Below are 19,440 nucleotides of genomic sequence, written 5' to 3' on the forward strand. Positions count from 1 at the left end.
CAAGATCAGCACCCCCCATCAGCGGGTTGCCGGGGAGTGCCGAGAGCGGCCCCCAGCCGGGGTTGGGCAGATCGCGCTCGCTCATCCGTCTGCCAGCGTCACCCGGGCACCGCCGAAGGTCAGGCTGCGCGGGTTAGCCACCGGCTGGTTGGATGTCAGGCGAGTGATGCCCACCCCGCAGCGTGCCACCATCCAGATCAAACAGGCGGTGAAGTAGACGTAGCCCAGCGCCCAGGGAGCCATGGGGGGAACTCCCAGCAGCCCCAACAGTTGCCAGCTGGCGACGAAGAGCCCACCGCCCAGCACGCCCAGCCAGAAGGTGCGGATCTGGAACTGCAGGTGGCTCTGTACCCAGGGCTCGGCATGGCAGCGCTTGAGGTGGGCGATCAGCACGCCGATGGGGGCGGTGACCACGGTGAGCACGCTGCCCAGGAAGAGCATGTAGACGATGATCGCCGCACCGCGGCCACGGGCGGCCTTGTCGGCGTTGACGGACCCTTGGTGGGCCAGGGTGTGGGACATGGAACACCTCGTATACGGCTAATTAATGTATTTAAGATACCACTATAGCGGCAGATGCAGCGAATTTTCCTGGCCTGGATCAAGACCCCCGGTCGAAAACGCGACGGCCACCCGCAGGTGGCCGTCGCGTTCAACATGACGCGGGCTCACTCCTGGGTCTGGTGTGTCCGCTTGTGTTTGGCATACGCTTCGGCCGGTTCCTGGATCTCCGGCAGGTAGCGATAGCGCTCCTCGCCGAGTTCGGGAACCCGGCGGCGCTCCATGCGGCGGATGGCTCCGTGCATCCAGGTCAGTGAGATTGCCACCAGTACGAACAGCACCATGTAGGAGCTGGTCCAGATGCCGGTGAGATCGAGCACCACGCCGAACAGGATCGGCAGGAAGAAGCCCCCCAGGCCGCCGATCATGCCGACCAGGCCGCCCACCGAGCCGACGTTCTCCGGATAGTAGACCGGGATATGCTTGTAGACGGCGGCCTTGCCCAGCGACATGAAGAAGCCCAGCAGCACGGTGAGCATCACCACGCCCCACAACGGCATGGCCAGGGTGAAGGCGATCTCGCCCTCCTTGCCCTGGACGACGTAGCGGGTCTCGGGATAGGCGAGGAAGAACAGGCACACCAGCGAGGCGATGAAGGTCAGGTACATGATCGCCCGGGCACCATAGCGGTCGGACATCCACCCGCCGAGGGCGCGGAAGACGCTGGCCGGCAGGGTATAGAGGGCCGCCAGCGAGCCGGCCACGGCGATGCTGACGTCATAGGCACCGACATAGTAGCGTGGCAGGTAGGAAGCCAGGGCGACGAAGGCGCCGAACACGAAGAAGTAGTAGAGGGCGAAGCGCCATACCTGCAGGTGCCTGAGTGGCTCCAGCTGTTCCCGGGTGGAGGACCCCTTGCCGCCCTGGCCGCGCCGGGCGCGGGTCAGCGGGTCCTCCTTGGAGAACACCCAGAAGCCCACGGCAACCACCGTCAGCACGATGGCGTAGACCACCGCGGTCTGCTCCCATCCCAGCGCCAGCAGCAGGAAAGGCGCGCCGAAGTTGGTCACCGCTGCCCCCGCGTTGCCGGCGCCGAAGATGCCCAGTGCGGTGCCCTGCTTCTCCTTCTCGAACCAGTAGGAGGTGTAGGCGATGCCGACGATGAAGGAGCCCCCGGCCAGGCCCACGCCGAGCGCCGCGACCAGGAACATGGCGTAGGTTTCGACATAGGAGAGCATGAAGACGCAGGCCGCGGTGATCAGCATCAGCAGGCTGAAGACGCGTCGGCCGCCGAACTGCTCGGTCCAGATGCCCAGGAAGATGCGGCTGATCGAGCCAGTCAGTATCGGCGTGGCGATCAGGATGCCGAACTGGGTCTCGTTGAGCCCCAGGTCGCGCTGGATCTGCACGCCGATGATGGAAAAGATCGTCCACACCGCGAAGCAGGTGGTAAAGGCCAGGGTGCTGAGCCCCAGTGCCCGGTACTGCTGGGGACGGGTGACCCCCTCGAGATGTTTCATGGTATTCCCCTCAGACGAAGCATGAATGGTGCTGTTCAGTGTGGTGGAGACCCGGCGGAAGACCTTGACTTGCATCAGGCACCTGCCGCCGATACCACCGCTGTGCTAAGCCTTACCCCCTTCTGGCAAGCTGTGGGGAGTGGCTAGCCACCACCGGGCCCCGAGGCCCGGTGGTGTGGTTCCTCAGGGGTTCTTCACGTAGGCGTTCTTGCGCAGGTAGAACCACCAGTTGACGACCAGGCAGAGCGCGTAGAAGACGGCAAAGCCGTACATGGCCAGCTCCGGGGTGCCGGCCTTGATCTGCTCGCCCATCACTCGCGGGGCGATGAAGGCACCGTAGGCGGCCACGGCGGAGGTCCAGCCCAGCACCGGGCCTTTCTGCTGCAGGTCGAAGATGAAGCCGATGCTGCGGAAGGTGGAGCCGTTGCCGATGCCGCTGGCGGCGAACAGCACGATGAACAGCGTAAGGAACATCCAGAAGTACTGGTTGGGATCGGTGGCGTTGTAGGCCAGCATCATCACGTAGCCCACGGCGGCGGAGGCCAGCACCATTACCACGGAGATCGCCTGGGTGACGATGGCGCCGCCGACCTTGTCGGAGATCCAGCCGCCCACCGGGCGGATCAGCGCACCGACGAAGGGCCCCATCCAGGCCCAGGTGAGGGCGCTGGGGGCATTCGGGTTGGCGACGCGGGAAATACTGCCGTCGGCGGCGACTTCCATCATGTTGCCGAAGATCACGCTGATCGAGAGCGGCAGCGCCGCGGAGAAGCCGATGAAGGAGCCGAAGGTGGCGATGTAAAGCACCGTCATCGCCCAGGTGTGCTTGTTGGAGAAGATGGCGAACTGCTTGTGGATGTTGGGCTTGATGTCACCGGGGATCAGGCGCAGCAGGAACAGGGTCAGCACGATGGTCAGCGGCAGGGCGAGCCACATGTTGAGCCAGCCCAGCGCCACCACACCGAGGATCGAGGTCAGCAGCCCCACCCCGTACAGGCCCAGGATCTTGCCGAAGGCCTGCAGGGGAGAGCCGGGGTTGGGGGTGATGGCGCGGATGTTGTTCATGCCGAACCAGCCGGCGAAGGCCAGCGGGATCAGGAACACCAGCCAGATGAAGCCGGCATTCTGGATCCAGGTGTCGGTACCCGCCTCGATGCGCCCGATCAGGGTGCCGCTGGCCTTCTGCAGCTCCATCGGCTCGCCGCCCAGCGGGCCGAAGATGCCCACGGTCATCACCAGCGGAATCAGGATCTGCATGGTGGTAACACCGAAGTTGCCAAGGCCCGCGTTCATGCCCAGGGCGTAGCCCTGCTGCTTCTTGGGGAAGAAGCTGGAGATGTTGCTCATCGAGTTGGCGAAGTTGCCGCCGCCGATGCCCGAGAGCAGCGCCAGGGCCTGGAACACCCAGAAGGGCGTGCCCGGGTTCATCAGCGCGATGCCGGTGCCCAGCGCCGGGATCATCAGCAGGGCGGTGGTCAGGAAGATGGTGTTGCGACCGCCGGCGATGCTGATCATGAACGAGGCCGGGATGCGCAAGGTGGCGCCGGCGAGGCCGGCAATGGCGGTCAGGGTGAACAGCTGGTCCACGGTGAACGGGAAGCCGAGGTTGCGCATCTGGGTGGTGATCATTCCCCACATCAGCCACACGGCGAAGCCTATCAGCAGGCTGGGTATGGAGATCCAGAGGTTGCGGTTGGCCACCTTCTTGCCTTCCTTCTCCCAGAACTCCTCGTTCTCGACATCCCAGTGTTCGATGTCGGCATTCTTTCTGGTCATGGCATTTCCCCTTAGAGCGCTTGCGTAGGGCCCCGGCCCGCGGTCAGGGTTGACCGATATCAAGGGGGGGCTTTGCCGCGAAAGATACGCCTCGCCGGGAGACGGGGAAACCGGGGGAAAATGCCGACAAGCCGGCTGGATACCTCCAGGGTGGTAGGCGAGTCGCTTTGACAGCATGTTGATATGTAAGGGTTTATTCGTTATGGGTAAGAGAGGGGAGGCGAGCGTGGACACCTCGCGAGTCTTTGGAGGTATCCACACAGGATCTACTTGTCCACCCCCTCCTGGACGGCCCATACCGCGGCTTCCACCCGCGAACGCAGGTTGAGCTTCTTGAGCAGGTGCTTGACATGCACCTTCACCGTGCCCTCGGTGATGTCGAGCTTGCGGGCGATCAGCTTGTTGGAGAGGCCGGCGGCCAGCTCGCGCAGGATCTCGCGCTCGCGCTGGGTCAGGCTGTGGATGTCCGGCGCCGCCGGCTGGTTGCGCTGGCTGCGTAGCGCCTCGGCCAGCAGGGCGGTGAGGCTTTCGCTGATCACCATGCGCCCCAGGGCCGCTTGGCGCAGCTGGCGCACCATCTCGTCGGGATCCATGTCCTTGAGCAGGTAGCCATCGGCGCCGCTGCGCAAGGCAGCGACCAGGTCCTCCTCGTGGTCCGAGACGGTGAACATCACGATGCGACCGGCGTAGCCCTGCTCGCGCAGCGCCTTCAGGGTGGCGATGCCGTCCATGCCGGGCATGTTGAGGTCGAGCAGGACCATGTCGGGGTCGAGTTCGCCGGCGAGCCGCAGGCCGAGCTCCGGTTCGCCCGCCTCGCCGGCCAGCTCCAGGTCGTCCTCGAGTTCGAGCAGCTGTGCCACACCGCGGCGCAGCAGCGGATGGTCGTCGATCAGCAGGATCGTGGCAGGGCTGTCGTGATCGATGCGGGTCATCCTGGCTAGTCCCTGTGTCCGTGTTGAAGGGCAGTGGTCTCAGCCTCGCTGGCCGGCTGCTGGGCGATCAGTCGTGCGGTCCGCGGCGAGAAGGCGAGCTCGACCAGGGTGCCGCCGGCCTGGCGGTTGCGCACCGCGAACTCGCCGCCCAGGGTCTCGGCCCGGTCACGCATGATCACCAGCCCATAGTGCATGGGTGGCGAGCCGTCCGCCGGCAGGCCGATGCCGTCATCCTCGACCATGACATGCAGCCGGGCCTGCTGGAAACGCACCGTGACCGCCGCCCAATGGGCATAGGCATGCTTGTGGATGTTGGCCAGTGCCTCGCGAACCACCTGCAGCACATGAATCTCCTCGTTGGGATTGAGCAGGTGCGGCGGCACGTCGAAGAACAGCTCCACCCTGAAGCCCAACCGTTTGGCAAACTCCTCAGTGGTCTGGCGCATGGCGCTGGCCAGGCCAGGCTCCTCGAGCTTGAGGCGGAAGGTGGTGAGCAGCTCGCGCAGCTGGCGATAGGCGCTGTCGAGCCCGGTGCGCAGCTCGCCGAAGACTGCGGTCTGGGCCTCGCGGGGCATCTCCCTGGCCTGCATGCGCTCGAGCCTGGCGACCTGCATCTTGAGGTAGGAGAGCGACTGGGCCAGGGAGTCGTGGAGCTCGCGGGCGATGATGGTGCGCTCGTTCATCAGCGTCATCTGCTGCTGCTCTTCGATGCGCCGCTGCAGATACACCGCCGTGGCCAGCTGGTCGGTCAGGGCGTTGAGCAGCCGGCGGGTACTGTCGGTGAGTTCTCGGTCCTTGGGATACCAGACCTCCAGAGTGCCGAGCAGGGTCTCGCCGACGCTTACCGGCAGCAGCAGGCATCCCGCCTGGCCGCTCTCAGAGAGCGCTAGGGGTTCGGGGTCGAGCAGGCAGGCGTGGCACTCGTGGTCGCGACAGTAGGTGGGGCGGCTGCGTGAATGAGTGACGAGTATCGGCATCTCGCGGTCGTCGACGGGGTCATGCAGCGAGAGCCGGATCGGGCCGATGCCGAGCAACGCCTCGATGCGGCGAAGCATCGGGGCGGCGCTGGCGCACAGGTCGTTGCCGCCGCCATACAGGGCCCGGCTGCCATCATGAAGCACCTGCATGACCCGGTTGCCGCGCTCGAGCTCGGCCTGCTTGTGCGAGACCCGTGCCTCCAGGGCGGCGTAGCTGGCGGCCAGCTCGCCGGCCATGGTGTCCAGGGTCCGGCCCAGCAGGGCCAGTTCGTCGCTGCCATTGAGCCGGGTGCGATAGCCGAAGTTACGGCGCCCGGCCTCCCGGGCGAGCACCACCAGCTGGTGCAGCGGTGCTACCAGGTTGTGGCGGATGTCGTAGAGGGCGATCGCTACCACCACCGCGGTGAGCACCAGGAAGAGGATCTGCAGTACGCCGAGCAGCTGAATCTTGGCCTCGCTGTTCTGCTCCAGCTGGGTGACCAGCTGGTCGATGTCGCCCACCAGGTCGTCCAGGGTCTGGCGCAGGGCGTCGACCTCCCGCCCGCCACCGGCAATGGCGCGGGTCACCTGGGGTGCCAGTACCTCGTCCCAGCGCGCCTGCAGCAGCTGGTACTGGGCCCGTAGCGGATGCTCCTCGGCCGCGGGCAGCGCCGCGGTCAGCCGGGGGCTGGCCAGCCGCTCGTGGAAGCGCTCGCTCAGTGCCTCGACCCGTTCGCGCTGCGCCGCCTCGGGCTGGCGTTCATAGCGTTGCAGGGCGGCAACGATCTGGTAGATGGTCATGCGCAGCGAGCCGGCCACGTTGATGGCGGCGGCATCGCCGCGGCTGCTGTTGGCTATCACCATGGTCACCACGATGCTGATCATGGCCAAGGCACTGATCGCCAGCAGCGAGGCGACGATGCGGGCCACCAGGGAGCGTTGCAGCAGTTTCATTGGCGCGAGACCTCCCGCCAGCTGGTGATCAGGTTGCCACTATACCCTAGTGGGTAGGCGGCGCTCCCTCAAAGGTGTACCTCTCTTGCCCTTTCGGCGCCTATCTTCGCTGCCTATCCCCTTGGAGGTAGGGGGCATGTATATGGAGGTAACCGGGCAGTATTCCACCGTTCATTCCGCCAGAATTCCGTTCATGGAAGCTGCCTGAGCCCGGCGAGGGCGTGGCAGTCCGAGTGGCCGACGCTGGCCACGCATCTTTTCAGGAGCCTGGAGAGCGACCATGAGTCACTTCATCGATCGGCTGAACTTCTTCCGCAAGACCCGCGAACCCTTCGCCAACGAGCATGGCGAGGTCCGCCAGGAGTCCCGCGAGTGGGAAGACGGCTACCGGCAGCGCTGGCAGCACGACAAGATCGTGCGCTCCACCCATGGCGTTAACTGCACTGGGTCATGCAGCTGGAAGATCTACGTCAAGAACGGTCTGGTCACCTGGGAGACCCAGCAGACTGACTACCCGCGTACCCGACCCGACCTGCCCAACCACGAGCCGCGGGGCTGCCCGCGCGGCGCCAGCTACTCCTGGTACATGTACAGCGCCAACCGCCTTAAGTACCCGCTGATCAGAAAGCCCTTGCTCAAGCTGTGGCGCGAGGCACTCGCGGCGCAGGGAGATCCGGTCGATGCCTGGGCGTCCATCGTCGAGGATACGGCCAAGACCAAGCAGTACAAGCGGGCACGTGGCCTGGGCGGTTTCGTGCGCGCCGACTGGGACGAGCTCAACGAGCTGATCGCCGCCTCCAACGTCTATACCGCCAAGCAGTACGGCCCGGATCGCATCATCGGCTTCTCGCCGATTCCCGCCATGTCGATGATCAGCTACGCCGCCGGCACCCGCTACCTGTCGCTGATCGGCGGTGTCTGCATGAGCTTCTATGACTGGTACTGCGATCTGCCGCCGGCCAGCCCCCAGACCTGGGGCGAGCAGACCGACGTGCCGGAATCCGCCGACTGGTACAACTCGGGCTACATCATCGCCTGGGGCTCTAACGTGCCGCAGACGCGTACCCCGGATGCCCACTTCTTCACCGAGGTGCGCTACAAGGGCACCAAGACGGTGTCCGTCACTCCGGACTACGCCGAGGTCTCCAAGCTTACCGACGAGTGGCTCTCCGCCAAGCAGGGCACCGATGCCGCCCTGGCCATGGCCATGGGGCATGTGATCCTCAAGGAGTTCCACCTCGACAAGCCCAGCGCCTACTTCACCGACTACGTGCGGCGCTACACCGACATGCCGTTTTTGGTCGAGCTCGAGGCGCGCGAGGACGGTAGCTACGCGCCGGGCCGCCAGATGCGCGCCAGCGATTTCGAGGCGAGCCTGGGCCAGGGCAACAACCCGGAGTGGAAGATCGTCGCCTGGGACGAGACCCGCGACCAGCTGGTGGTGCCGCGCGGCTCCATCGGCTTCCGCTGGGGCGAGACCGGCGATGAGGTCGGCAAGTGGAACCTCGAGTCGCTGGACGCCGAAGGCAGCGAGATCACGCCGCTGCTGACCCTGGCCGAGCGGCATGACGAGGTGGCCAAGGTCGCCTTCCCCTACTTCGGTGGCATCGCCCACGAGCACTTCGATCACGTCAAGAGCGGTGGCGCCAGCGATGAGCTGCTGTTCCACAGCCTGCCCGCCAAGCGACTTAAGAAGGCCGACGGTAGCGACGTGCTGGCGGTGACCGTGTTCGACCTGATGTGCGCCAACTACGGCATCGACCGCGGGTTTGGACAAGAGGGCGAGGACGACGGAGCCACCTCCTTCGACCAGGTCAAGCCCTACACCCCGGCCTGGCAGGAGAAGATCACCGGTGTACCGGCCGAACAGGCCACCCGCATCGCTCGCGAGTTCGCCGACAACGCCCACAAGACCCAGGGGCGCAGCATGATCATCGTCGGTGCCGGCATGAACCACTGGTACCACATGGACATGAACTACCGCGGCCTGATCAACATGCTGGTCATGTGTGGCTGCATCGGCCAGAGCGGTGGTGGCTGGGCGCACTACGTGGGCCAGGAGAAGCTGCGCCCGCAGACCGGCTGGACCCCGCTGGCATTCAGCCTCGACTGGCACCGCCCGCCGCGCCATATGAACTCCACCTCCTTCTTCTACAACCACTCCTCGCAATGGCGCTACGAGAAGCTCGAGATCAAGGAGATCCTCTCGCCGCTGGTCAAGGCCGAAGACTATTCGGGCAGCCTGATCGACTTCAACGTGCGCGCCGAGCGCATGGGCTGGCTGCCCTCCGCGCCGCAGCTTTCCACCAACCCGTTGCGCCTGGCCAAGGCCGCCGAGGCCGCCGGCCTGTCCACCAAGGACTACGCCGTTGAGCAGCTCAAGGAGGGCAAGCTGGCCTTCGCCGCGGAGGACCCGGACAACCCCCAGAACTTCCCGCGCAACATGTTCATCTGGCGCTCCAACCTGCTGGGCAGCTCCGGCAAGGGCCATGACTACCTGCTCAAGTACCTGCTGGGCGCCAACCACGGGGTGCAGGGCAAGGACCTGGGTAAGATGGACGGCATCAAGCCCGAGGAGGTCAAGTGGCACGACGAGGCCCCCGAGGGCAAGCTTGATCTGCTGGTGACCCTGGACTTCCGCATGTCCACCACCTGCCTCTACTCGGACGTCGTGCTGCCCACGGCGACCTGGTACGAGAAGGACGACCTCAACACTTCCGACATGCACCCCTTCATCCACCCGCTGACTGCGGCCACCGACCCAGCCTGGGAGTCGCGCAGCGACTGGGAGATCTACAAGGGTATCGCCAAGGCCTTTTCCAAGGCCTGCGTGGGACATCTGGGCGAGGAGACCGACCTGGTCACCCTGCCGCACCAGCACGACTCCCCGGCCGAGCTGGCTCAGGTCGAGGTCAGGGACTGGAAGAAGGGCGAGTGCGAGCCGATTCCCGGCAAGACCATGCCGGCGCTGATCGAGGTCAAGCGGAACTATCCCGAGACCTATGAGCGCTTCACCTCCATCGGCCCGCTGCTCGAGAGCATCGGCAATGGCGGCAAGGGCATCAGCTGGAACACCGAGAAGGAGGTGGAGCTGCTCGGCAGGCTCAATCACCGCAAGCTGGACGGGCCGCACAAGGGGCGTCCGCAGATCGAGTCGGCCATCGATGCCGCCGAGATGATCCTGACCCTGGCGCCGGAGACCAACGGCCAGGTGGCGGTGAAAGCCTGGCAGGCGCTTTCCAAGATCACCGGGCGCGACCACGCCCACCTGGCGCATCCCAAGGAGGAGGAGAAGATCCGCTTTCGCGACATCGTCGCCCAGCCGCGCAAGATCATCTCCAGCCCCACCTGGTCAGGCCTCGAGGACGAGCATGTCTCCTACAACGCCGGCTACACCAACGTCCACGAGTTGATCCCGTGGCGCACCGTCAGCGGTCGCCAGCAGTTCTACCAGGACCACCCCTGGATGCGCGCCTTCGGCGAGAGCCTGCTGGTCTATCGGCCACCCATCGACACCAAGGCGGTGGCCAGCGTCCATGCACCCAAGAGCAACGGTAACCCGGAGATCGCCCTGAACTGGATCACCCCGCACCAGAAGTGGGGCATCCACTCCACCTACAGCGACAACCTGCTGATGCAGACCCTGTCGCGGGGCGGTCCCATCGTCTGGCTCTCCGAGGACGATGCCAAATCCATCGGTGTCGAGGACAACGACTGGATGGAGCTCTACAACGCCAACGGCGCGGTCACCGCCCGGGCAGTAGTCAGCCAGCGGGTCAAGAGCGGCATGGCGATGATGTATCACGCCCAGGAGCGACTCCTGAATATCCCCGGTTCGGAAATCTCCGGCACGCGGGGCGGTATCCACAACTCGGTGACCCGCGTGTGTCCCAAGCCGACCCACATGATCGGCGGCTATGCCCAGCTCGCCTACAGCTTCAACTACTACGGCACCGTCGGCTCCAACCGCGATGAATTCGTCATCGTGCGCAAGATGCGCCGGATCGACTGGCTGGACGGCGAAGGCAATGACTACGAGCAGGAGGCCGTGAAATGAAGATTCGTTCCCAGGTAGGCATGGTTCTCAACCTCGACAAGTGCATCGGCTGTCACACCTGTTCAGTGACCTGCAAAAATGTCTGGACCAGCCGCGAGGGCGTCGAGTACGCCTGGTTCAACAACGTCGAGACCAAGCCCGGCATCGGTTATCCCAAGGAGTGGGAGAATCAGAAGAAGTGGCGGGGTGGCTGGCTGCGTCGCAAGGATGGCCGCATCGAGCCGCGCATCGGCGGCAAGTGGCGGGTGCTGGCGAACATCTTCGCCAATCCCGACCTGCCGGAGATCGACGACTACTATGAGCCGTTCACCTTCGACTACCAGCACCTGCATACCGCCAAGCAGGGTGAGCACCAGCCGACCGCGCGGCCGCGCTCGCTGATCTCCGGGGCGCGCATGAACAAGATCGAATGGGGCCCGAACTGGGAGGAGATTCTCGGCACCGAGTTCGCCAAGCGCCGCAAGGACGCGAACTTCGAGAAGATCCAGGCCGACATCTACGGGCAGTTCGAGAACACCTTCATGATGTATCTGCCGCGGCTGTGCGAGCACTGCCTCAACCCGACCTGCGTGGCGTCGTGTCCGAGTGGTGCGATCTACAAGCGCGAGGAGGACGGCATCGTGCTGATCGATCAGGACAAGTGCCGCGGCTGGCGGATGTGCATCTCTGGCTGCCCTTACAAGAAGATCTACTACAACTGGAAGACCGGGAAGTCCGAGAAGTGCATCTTCTGCTATCCACGCATCGAGGCCGGCCAGCCGACCGTCTGCTCCGAGACCTGCGTGGGCCGGATCCGCTATCTCGGCGTGCTGCTCTACGATGCCGACCGCATCGAGGAAGTGGCCAGCTCCCCGGACGAGCGTGACCTCTACCATCGCCAGCGCGAGATATTCCTCGATCCCCACGACCCGGAGGTGATCGCCCAGGCGAAGAAGGACGGCATCACCGACAACGTGATCGCCGCCGCCCAGGCCTCGCCGGTCTACAAGCTGGCCATGGACTGGGGCCTGGCGCTGCCGCTGCACCCCGAGTATCGCACCCTGCCGATGGTCTGGTACGTGCCGCCGCTGTCGCCGATCCAGTCCGCCGCCGAGGCCGGCAACGTCGAGTTCGATGGCGTGATGCCGAAGATCGAGTCGCTGCGCATCCCGGTCAAGTACCTGGCCAACCTGCTCACCGCCGGCGAGGAGGAGCCCGTGGTGCTGGCGCTCAAGCGGCTGATGGCCATGCGCCTCTACATGCGCGGCAAGCATGTCGAGGGCAAGGCCGAGACTGACGTGCTGGAGAGCGTGGGGCTCAGCGAGGACCAGGTGGAATCCATGTACCGCTACCTGGCCATCGCCAACTACGAGGACCGCTTCGTGATCCCCACCAGCCACCGTGAGATAGCCATTGATGCCTTCCCGGAGCGCGGCGGCTGCGGCTTCAGCTTCGGCGACGGCTGCCATGGCGACAGCGGCCAGAGCCTCTTCGGCGGTCGCAAGACCACCACCACCCTGGTCCAGCCGGTCGAGACCTTTGATCCGCAGAGCGACGAGAAAGCCGAGGAGGTGCGTCATGGCTGAGGCAGCGCTGCAACACCCCGCCGCGGAGCCGGACATGCTGAGCCTGCGCGTGCTGGCCCGGCTGCTCGACTACCCCTCCGCAGAACTCCAGGCCGCCGCACCGGAGATGATCGAGCTCCTCGACGCCGAGCGCCGCTGGGAGGCGGCGCTGCGCACCCGCCTGATGGACTGGTGTCAGCGCCTGCTGGAGGCCGACCTGATGGAGCTGCAGGCTGAGTACGTGGCACTGTTCGACAAGGGGCGCAGCACCTCGCTGCTGCTTTTCGAGCACGTCCACGGCGAGTCCCGCGATCGCGGCCAGGCCATGGTCGACCTGATGGCTGAGTACAGCGCCGCGGGCTTCGAGCTCGATGCCCGTGAGCTGCCCGACTACTTGCCGCTGTTCCTGGAGTACCTCTCGACCCGCCCGGACGCCGACATCGGCCGCTGGCTGGGCGAGATTCGCCATATCCTGGCACTGCTCGCCGCCCGACTGGAGGAGCGCGATGCCGACCATGCCCTGGTGCCGCTGGCGCTGCTGGCGCTGATCGGCGCCGAGGGGGACGTCGACGCCCACCGCGAGACGGTGAAGGAGGAGGCACCCGACGACACCCCCGAGGCACTGGACGAGGTGTGGGAGGAAGAAGCGGTGCGCTTCAGCGCCGCCTCCGACGAGGACTGCGCCCTGCAGTCCGCCGAGGGCCAGCGACTCGCCGAGCGCAAGAACGTGACGCACAGCGAGGCGGTGCGGGTCCTCGATCCCGCCTCCGTCGCCGCCAGGCATCAAGGAGACCAGTCATGAGCTACTTTACTACCCTGCTGTTCGGGCTCTACCCCTACCTTGCCGGCACCGTCTTCCTGGTTGGCAGCCTGCTGCGCTTCGATCATGGCCAGTACACCTGGAAGAGCGGATCGAGCCAGATGCTGACTTCCCGGAACATGCGCATGGCCAGCAACCTCTTCCATGTCGGCATCCTGGTGATCTTCTTCGGCCATCTGGTGGGCCTGCTGACCCCGCACTGGGTCTACGCGCCCTTCATGAGCGCCGGGACCAAGCAGCTAGTCGCCATCCTGGTCGGCGGCATCGCCGGCGTGATGTGCCTGGTGGGAGGCGCCATGCTGGCCCATCGCCGCCTGACCAACCCGCGGGTGAGGGCCTCGTCCAGCACCATGGATACCGTCATCATTGTGCTGTTGGTCGTGCAGGTCTCGCTGGGTCTTTTGACCATCATCCCCGCCCTGGGCCACCTGGACGGCGGCGTGATGCTTCAGCTCGCCGGCTGGGCACAGTCCATCGTGTTTTTCCAGGGCGGTGCCGCGGGCTACCTCGACGAGGTCGGCCTGATCTACAAGCTGCACATTCTGGTGGGCCTGACCATCATCCTGCTGTTCCCCTTCACCCGTCTGGTGCATGTGTGGAGCGTGCCCTTCGGCTACGTGACTCGCCGCTATCAGCTCGTGCGGCGTAGAGGGTAAGGAGTTTCCTTCATGCAGAAGATCGATATCGAGATGATCCCGGGGAGCGCCGTGACTCCCCCGCCGATCCGGGTCGGCGCGGCCACCATCGCGGAGGCCGCCATCGCCGAGGAGATGCAGTACCACCCGGCGGACAGCGCCGGTACCGCCCAGCTCAAGGCGGCCCGCGCCCTGGTGGTGCGTGAGCTGCTGCGCCAGCGGGCGGCGGCGCTGGGCATGGACGAGGCTGCGAGCGAGGCGATCGACGAGGCCGATGCTGCTATCGCCGCGCTGCTGGAGCGGGAGCTGGAGGTCCCCGAGCCCGCCGAGGCGGATTGCCGCCGCTTCCACGCCGCCCATCCCGAGCGCTTCAGCGAACCCACCCGCCTGCGGGTGCGTCATGTGCTGCTCGCCGCGGCCCCGGACGACGCCCCGGCCCGTGATGCCGGCTATCGCCTGGGCGAGACACTGATCCGCGAGCTGCAGGCAGTACCCGAGCGCTTTACCGAGTTCGCCCAGCGCCACTCCGCCTGCCCCTCGAAGGAGCAGGGCGGCGAGCTGGGCTGGCTGGTGCCCGGCCAGACCGTGGCCGAGCTGGATCGCGCCCTGCAGCACCTGCCCGAGGGGCTGCATGACCGGCCGCTGGCCTCGCGCTACGGCTGGCACGTGGTGGCCATCGATGCGCGTGTCGAGGGACGCGAGCTGCCCTATGAGCAGGTGGCCGAGCACGTCCGCCACAGCCTGCGCGAGCAGGCCACACGCCGGGCCCTGCGCCATTACCTGCTGGCGCTGGAGGCCGAGATCGGCGTCGAGGGCATCGCGCTCGACGACGAGGGTGGCAGCGCCCTGATGCAGTAGCCGCATGAAGGGGGCCGGCCCCCCGAGGTTTCCGACTCTCCTTTCCATGACGCCGCTCGCGCCGCGATCTTGGGGCGTTGCTGATACCTCAGCTGACCTGGGTCAATCTCTTGGTCAGGTAGGCGAACAAGTCGATCTGGTAGTCTGTACCGGTGGGGCCAGGGGGAAGAAGGACCATGTCCGGCGATTAGTGACGTGCCTAGTGACGCGCCTGGGTGCATCTGCTCCACGGCGTGGCGGTCAATCCCGGCAAGCCGTTTACCCTTGGCGGGCTCGGCCCATCGCTGCACGATGGCCCCCCGCTGTTTGACCTGCCCGGCAATCCCGGGGCCTCGAGGGTGGGTGTGTCGTGGCTGGGCTGGCGCTGCCTATGGCGCATGCCCGCCAGGGATCACACATGCTCAGCGCCGCCAGCCAGGCCCATGGCTACCTGGTCATCGATGCTGATACCGCTGTGGAGGAAGGCCATGTCTACGGATACTGCCCCGGTGCCCCGTTCCTCGACCGAGCTGCTGTTGCGGCCCCGCCAGCTGCGTGAGCTGGTGCGCGGTGTGTCCTGGTTGCGTGATCTCGACGATGAGCAGCTTGAGGCTCTGCTGGAAGACAGCAAGGTATGCACCCTCAAGACCCGCGAGTGGCTATTTTGCCAGGATGCCCCGGCCGAGTGGCTGTATATCGTGGTCAGCGGGGCGGTGCGCCTGGTGCGCAGCGCCGGCGATGGTCGCCTGGCGACCATCCGCTGCGTGGAGCGCGGCGGCACCCTGGGCGAGCTGAGCATGGTGTCCAGCGCCGGGGTCTACCTCTATTCCGCCGAGGCCCTGCGCCGTACCCATGTACTGACCATCCCTGCGACACGCTGCCGCGCGATCATAGATCATCAGCCGGCCTGCCGGGCGGAGTTCATGAGCCAACTGGTGCTGGAGCTCACCGAGCGCCTCGAGGACATGGCTCTGCTGACCCAGGCCAACGCCATGGCACGCCTGGCCAGCTACCTCATGCGCCAGCTCCCGACGGGGTTCATCAGGGGCCCGCGGGTGGTGCGGCTGACGATTCCCAAGCGCTGGCTGGCCGCTCAGCTGGCCATGACCCCGGAAACCCTCTCGCGGCTGCTGGCCAGGCTGCGCGAGGAGGGGATCATCAACATCGACCGTCAGCGAGTAGTGATCCTCGACGAGCAGAAGCTGCGCCACCACATGCTGAGCGACGACTGACTCGCCTTTCGTGACTCGCCTTTCGGCACTCCGGTGATGACGGATTAGCCCCGAGCAATACCGCTATCTGCAATAGCCCCTAGCCCCACCAAGATCGGATATAGTGGGGTTCTCTCGTGACCACGGAACGTCGATGCTACTGGAGAGTCTTTCGCCGCTCTCGGCGGGGATCAATCTTCTACTGATACTGCTGTCGGTGTTCACCTCGGCCTTCACCGCCGCGGTGGGTGTTGGCGGCGGGGTGCTGATGATCATGGCGCTGGCTCAGGTGATGCCGGCGGCGGCGCTGATACCGGTGCATGGCATGGTGCAGCTCGGCTCCAACGTCGGTCGCACGGCGCTGACCTGGCGACATATCGATCGCACCACGCTGGTCGCCTTCCTGCCCGGCGTGGTGCTAGGGGCGCTGGCCGCCGCCTGGCTGTTGGTGCGCCTGCCGGCCGGGGTGCTGGAGCTGAGTATCGCGGCTTTCGTGCTCTTCACCTGCTGGGGCCCCGGGCTGCCGAAACGGGCCTTGGGGCGTGGTGGCGTGCTGGTTGCCGGGGCCGTCACCACCCTGCTCTCCAGCCTGGTCGGCGCCAGTGGTCCCATGGTGGCGGCTTTCATCAAGCAGGGTCAGGTAGGCCGCCTGGCTAAGGTTGCTACCTTTTCCGCCTGCATGCTGCTGCAGCACCTGACCAAGGCCTTCGTGTTCGGTGTGGCCGGCTTCGTCTTCCGCGACTGGCTGCCATTGATGCTGGTGATGGTGGCGGCGGGGTTTCTCGGTACCTGGCTGGGGCTGCATCTGCTGCACCGCCTCTCCGAGCACCGCTTCGACAGCCTCTTCAGGTGGGCGCTGACGCTGCTGGCGCTGCGCCTGGTGTGGATCGGCGGACAGCGTCTCCTCGGGCATTGACGAAAGGCCGTGCCGGATCGACGAAAAAACGACACAAAGTCCCCTCGCCCCTGTACAGGGCACCACAGTGGGCCATAATGCCAGGGCATCGGTAACAAACCTCGAGGGAACGCAACCATGGTGCCTACCATAACAACCAGCCGGCGCCGGATAGGCAGCCTTCTCGTATGGCTGACCGGCCTGTTGCTGGTCAGCATGTCCGTCCAGGCCAATAATCCTCGCTATGCGGGCATCGTCATCGACGCCGACAGCCAGGAGATCCTCTACGCCGAGAACGCCGACAAGCTGCGCTATCCAGCCTCGCTCACCAAGATGATGACCCTTTACCTGCTGTTCGAGGCTCTGGAAGAGGGCAGACTTGGCCTGAGCCAGCCGCTGCCGGTCTCGGCTCATGCGGCTGCCAAGCCCGCGTCCAAGCTCTATGTGAAGGCCGGTTCCACCATTCCCGTGGAGAAGGCCATCGAAGCGCTGGTGGTCAAGTCGGCGAACGATGTGGCGGTGGTGGTGGCCGAGGCGCTGGGCCGCAACGAAGTCCAGTTCGCGGGCATGATGACCGACAAGGCGCGCGAGCTGGGCATGCAGGACACCGTGTTCCGCAATCCCAACGGCCTGCCCGATGCCGGCCAAGTCACCACGGCACGCGACATGGCGGTGCTCGGCTACCACCTGATGCGCGACTTTCCCCAGTACTATCCCTACTTCTCGCGCTCGAGCTTCGCCTGGCACGGCAAGACCATTTCCGGCCACAACCGCCTGCTCAAGAGCTACCCAGGCGCCGATGGCCTCAAGACCGGCTTCATTCGTGACTCGGGTTTCAACGTCACTACCTCGGCGGTGCGTGACGGCCGGCGCCTGATCACCGTGGTGATGGGCGGCTTCAGCGCCGCGTCGCGAGACGCCCACACCGCCGACCTGCTGGATCGCGGTTTCGTGCGGGGCGCGCTGGCCGACGGCCACGACTGGCTGGCCAGTACCGACATCTCCGGGGGACGGCTGATGCCCGGCGAGCCCCAGGCCCCGGGCCAGCCGGTTGGCGACTGGCTTCGTCTGGCCAGCCTGGGCACGTCGGCACAGGGGGTGTCGTCCTCCAGCCCGTCTTCGGTTGCGCCGTCGCGGGCCTCGCTTAGCGTTACCCGCCAGCCAGCACCCTCACGGGTGACGCGTATCGAGGTTCCGGCGGGTGGCGGCGGGGCGAGCCTCGAGCTCGAGCGGGGCCAGGGCTCGGCCGACGATCCCATCCGGGAACTGATCGCCCGTCATCCCTCGTCGCCGGCAAGCGCCCCGATAAATACTAGCCGGCGCGGCAGTTGGGGCGTTCAGGTCGGCGCCTTCAGCGATGCTGGGCATGCCCACAGCCTAGCGTCGCGTGCCGCCAGTCAGCTGGCCAGCGAACTGGCTGACGCCCGCGTCGCCGTGGCCGATGCCGACAAGTCCGGCGTCTACCGCGCCCGCCTGGTGGACATGAACGAGGGCCAGGCCCACACCGCCTGTCGTCGCCTGGTGGCCCAGGGCATGGAGTGCATGGTGGTCCAGGCCAGCCTCTGAGGGCTTGCCCTGCGCCACGTCAGCAGTCCCTGCCATAGTTGTTGGCTGCATAGTTGACTCTCGCCACCCCGCCGGCCCCTGGCCGGCGGGGTGGCTTTTTGGGGCCTCGGCCAGAGGAGGGCAGGCGGCATGTCAGCGTCTTGCCAGGGCAGTGGCTTCATGTGTCTGGGCGTGCTCTGCCTGGCCATCGGTGATGCCATCGCCTTTCGCCAACCTGGCCGGTGAAGTTTTTCCACGGCGTTAAGGGTTTTGTAAGTTTGGCTGACCATGATGAGCCTGTTCCTGCCGGTAGCTGCCGTCGGGAACCGCCACCCGGCCTTCGGCCAGTGGCCGTCTATCACTGACTTTCTGGAGGTTTTCCAATGAAGCGCACTGTACTCAAGGGCATTGTGGCATCCAGCCTGCTGGCGGCAAGCGTTGCTGCTGTAGCCGAGCCGACCTGCACCGACGCTCCTCAGAGCGAGTGGATGAGCGAGAAGGAGATGAAGCAGCAGATCGCTGATGCGGGCTACAAGGTCAAGGAGTTCAAGACCACCGATGGCGGCTGCTACGAGGTCTACGGCTGGGATGACCAGGAGCGTCGGGTCGAGATCTATTTCAACCCCGTTAACGGCGAGATCGTCAAGAAGGAAGTCGACTGAGCGGAGGCCTGGTCATGACCGGCAATGCGAGCAGCCAACGGGTCCGCGTCTGGGACCCCTTGGTCAGAATCATCCACTGGTCACTGGTGGCTGGCTTCCTGGCCAACTACTTTCTCACCGAGGCCGGCGAGACCTGGCATCAGTGGATCGGCTACAGCGTGGTGGCGCTGATCGGCGTGCGTATCCTGTGGGGATTCGTTGGCCCTTGGTCGGCGCGTTGGACGAGCTTCTGGCCGACGCCCCGCCGCCTGCGGGCCGCGCTGCGCCAACCAGCAGGAGGGAGTGTCGACACGGCCTCGTCGTCGCACGGTATCACCCACACCCCGCTGGGGGCGGTGATGATGCTGACGCTGCTGGCCCTGTTGCTGGGGTTGGGCACTACCGGCTACATGATGGAGGAGACCGATCGCTTCTGGGGTGTCGAGTGGGTTGAGGAGGTGCATGAGTGGATGGCCACGGCGATCCTCTGGCTAATACCGCTGCACGTGCTGGGCGCACTCGTCGAGAGCCGCAAGCGAGGCGACAATCTGATCGCCGCCATGCTGCATGGCTACCGTCGACCTCCCGGCGAGCCGCGCTCGGATAGCTAGGCACG

16 protein-coding genes are annotated in these 19,440 nt (G+C 65.7%); 11 read left to right on the forward strand and 5 right to left on the reverse strand.

Translation table 11 applies throughout. The features are described from left to right. Nucleotides 1–81: 81 nt before the first annotated feature. The 5 genes from DFO68_RS02400 to DFO68_RS02420 all read right to left on the reverse strand — a co-directional run bounded on the left by DFO68_RS02400 (nt 82) and on the right by DFO68_RS02420 (nt 6,639). Entirely contained in the window at nt 82–522 is a 441-nt protein-coding gene (locus DFO68_RS02400; RefSeq protein WP_133481670.1) for a DUF4870 family protein, read from the reverse strand. A 146-nt stretch (nt 523–668) separates the two neighbouring features. Next, entirely contained in the window at nt 669–2,021 is a 1,353-nt protein-coding gene (locus DFO68_RS02405; protein WP_133481672.1) for an MFS transporter, read from the reverse strand. Nucleotides 2,022–2,204: 183 nt separating this feature from the next. Then, the gene (locus tag DFO68_RS02410; protein WP_133481674.1) at nt 2,205–3,797 is read right to left on the reverse strand and encodes an MFS transporter; all 1,593 of its coding nucleotides are present in this window, start codon (nt 3,795–3,797) and stop codon (nt 2,205–2,207) included. A gap of 266 nt (nt 3,798–4,063) precedes the next feature. Further along, nucleotides 4,064–4,729 (reverse strand): two-component system response regulator NarL, encoded by a 666-nt coding sequence (gene narL, locus DFO68_RS02415; protein WP_133481676.1) that lies wholly within the window; start codon nt 4,727–4,729, stop codon nt 4,064–4,066. Nucleotides 4,730–4,734: 5 nt separating this feature from the next. Continuing rightward, the gene (locus DFO68_RS02420; protein ID WP_133481679.1) at nt 4,735–6,639 is read right to left on the reverse strand and encodes a type IV pili methyl-accepting chemotaxis transducer N-terminal domain-containing protein; all 1,905 of its coding nucleotides are present in this window, start codon (nt 6,637–6,639) and stop codon (nt 4,735–4,737) included. 280 nt (nt 6,640–6,919) lie between these two features. On the opposite strand from DFO68_RS02420, the gene DFO68_RS02425 reads away from it, so the two are divergent. From DFO68_RS02425 to DFO68_RS02475, 11 genes are all read left to right on the forward strand, one after another. Beyond that, nucleotides 6,920–10,696, forward strand: coding sequence for a nitrate reductase subunit alpha (locus DFO68_RS02425; protein WP_133481681.1), 3,777 nt, complete (start codon nt 6,920–6,922; stop codon nt 10,694–10,696). Then, nucleotides 10,693–12,261: a nitrate reductase subunit beta gene (gene narH / locus DFO68_RS02430; RefSeq protein ID WP_133481683.1), complete on the forward strand. Its 1,569-nt coding sequence runs from the start codon at nt 10,693–10,695 to the stop codon at nt 12,259–12,261. Before DFO68_RS02425 ends, narH begins: the two co-directional genes overlap by 4 nt. Then, on the forward strand, nt 12,254–13,042 hold the full coding sequence (narJ, locus tag DFO68_RS02435; protein ID WP_133481685.1) for a nitrate reductase molybdenum cofactor assembly chaperone: 789 nt from the start codon (nt 12,254–12,256) through the stop codon (nt 13,040–13,042). The genes narH and narJ overlap by 8 nt, the downstream gene beginning before the upstream one ends. After that, nucleotides 13,039–13,716, forward strand: coding sequence for a respiratory nitrate reductase subunit gamma (narI, locus tag DFO68_RS02440; protein ID WP_133481687.1), 678 nt, complete (start codon nt 13,039–13,041; stop codon nt 13,714–13,716). Before narJ ends, narI begins: the two co-directional genes overlap by 4 nt. 12 nt (nt 13,717–13,728) lie before the next feature. Further along, on the forward strand, nt 13,729–14,553 hold the full coding sequence (locus DFO68_RS02445) for a peptidylprolyl isomerase (protein WP_133481689.1): 825 nt from the start codon (nt 13,729–13,731) through the stop codon (nt 14,551–14,553). A gap of 370 nt (nt 14,554–14,923) precedes the next feature. Beyond that, on the forward strand, nt 14,924–15,091 hold the full coding sequence (locus DFO68_RS15755) for a hypothetical protein (protein WP_347813115.1): 168 nt from the start codon (nt 14,924–14,926) through the stop codon (nt 15,089–15,091). Then, nucleotides 15,021–15,764, forward strand: coding sequence for a Crp/Fnr family transcriptional regulator (locus DFO68_RS02455; protein ID WP_133481691.1), 744 nt, complete (start codon nt 15,021–15,023; stop codon nt 15,762–15,764). The genes DFO68_RS15755 and DFO68_RS02455 overlap by 71 nt, the downstream gene beginning before the upstream one ends. Nucleotides 15,765–15,897: 133 nt before the next feature. Then, the gene (locus DFO68_RS02460; RefSeq protein WP_133481693.1) at nt 15,898–16,659 is read left to right on the forward strand and encodes a sulfite exporter TauE/SafE family protein; all 762 of its coding nucleotides are present in this window, start codon (nt 15,898–15,900) and stop codon (nt 16,657–16,659) included. A gap of 117 nt (nt 16,660–16,776) precedes the next feature. Then, nucleotides 16,777–18,204 carry a D-alanyl-D-alanine carboxypeptidase gene (locus DFO68_RS02465; protein WP_133481696.1) on the forward strand — a complete coding sequence of 476 codons (1,428 nt, stop codon included), beginning with the start codon at nt 16,777–16,779 and terminating at the stop codon, nt 18,202–18,204. A gap of 362 nt (nt 18,205–18,566) precedes the next feature. Next, a complete protein-coding gene (locus DFO68_RS02470; protein ID WP_133481698.1) occupies nt 18,567–18,845 on the forward strand; it encodes a PepSY domain-containing protein in 279 nt (92 codons plus the stop codon). Between the two features lie 14 nt (nt 18,846–18,859). Continuing rightward, on the forward strand, nt 18,860–19,435 hold the full coding sequence (locus DFO68_RS02475; protein WP_133481700.1) for a cytochrome b/b6 domain-containing protein: 576 nt from the start codon (nt 18,860–18,862) through the stop codon (nt 19,433–19,435). Nucleotides 19,436–19,440 lie beyond the last annotated feature (5 nt).

Source organism: Halomonas ventosae (genome assembly GCF_004361885.1).
Taxonomy (GTDB): Bacteria; Pseudomonadota; Gammaproteobacteria; order Pseudomonadales; family Halomonadaceae; genus Halomonas; species Halomonas ventosae_C.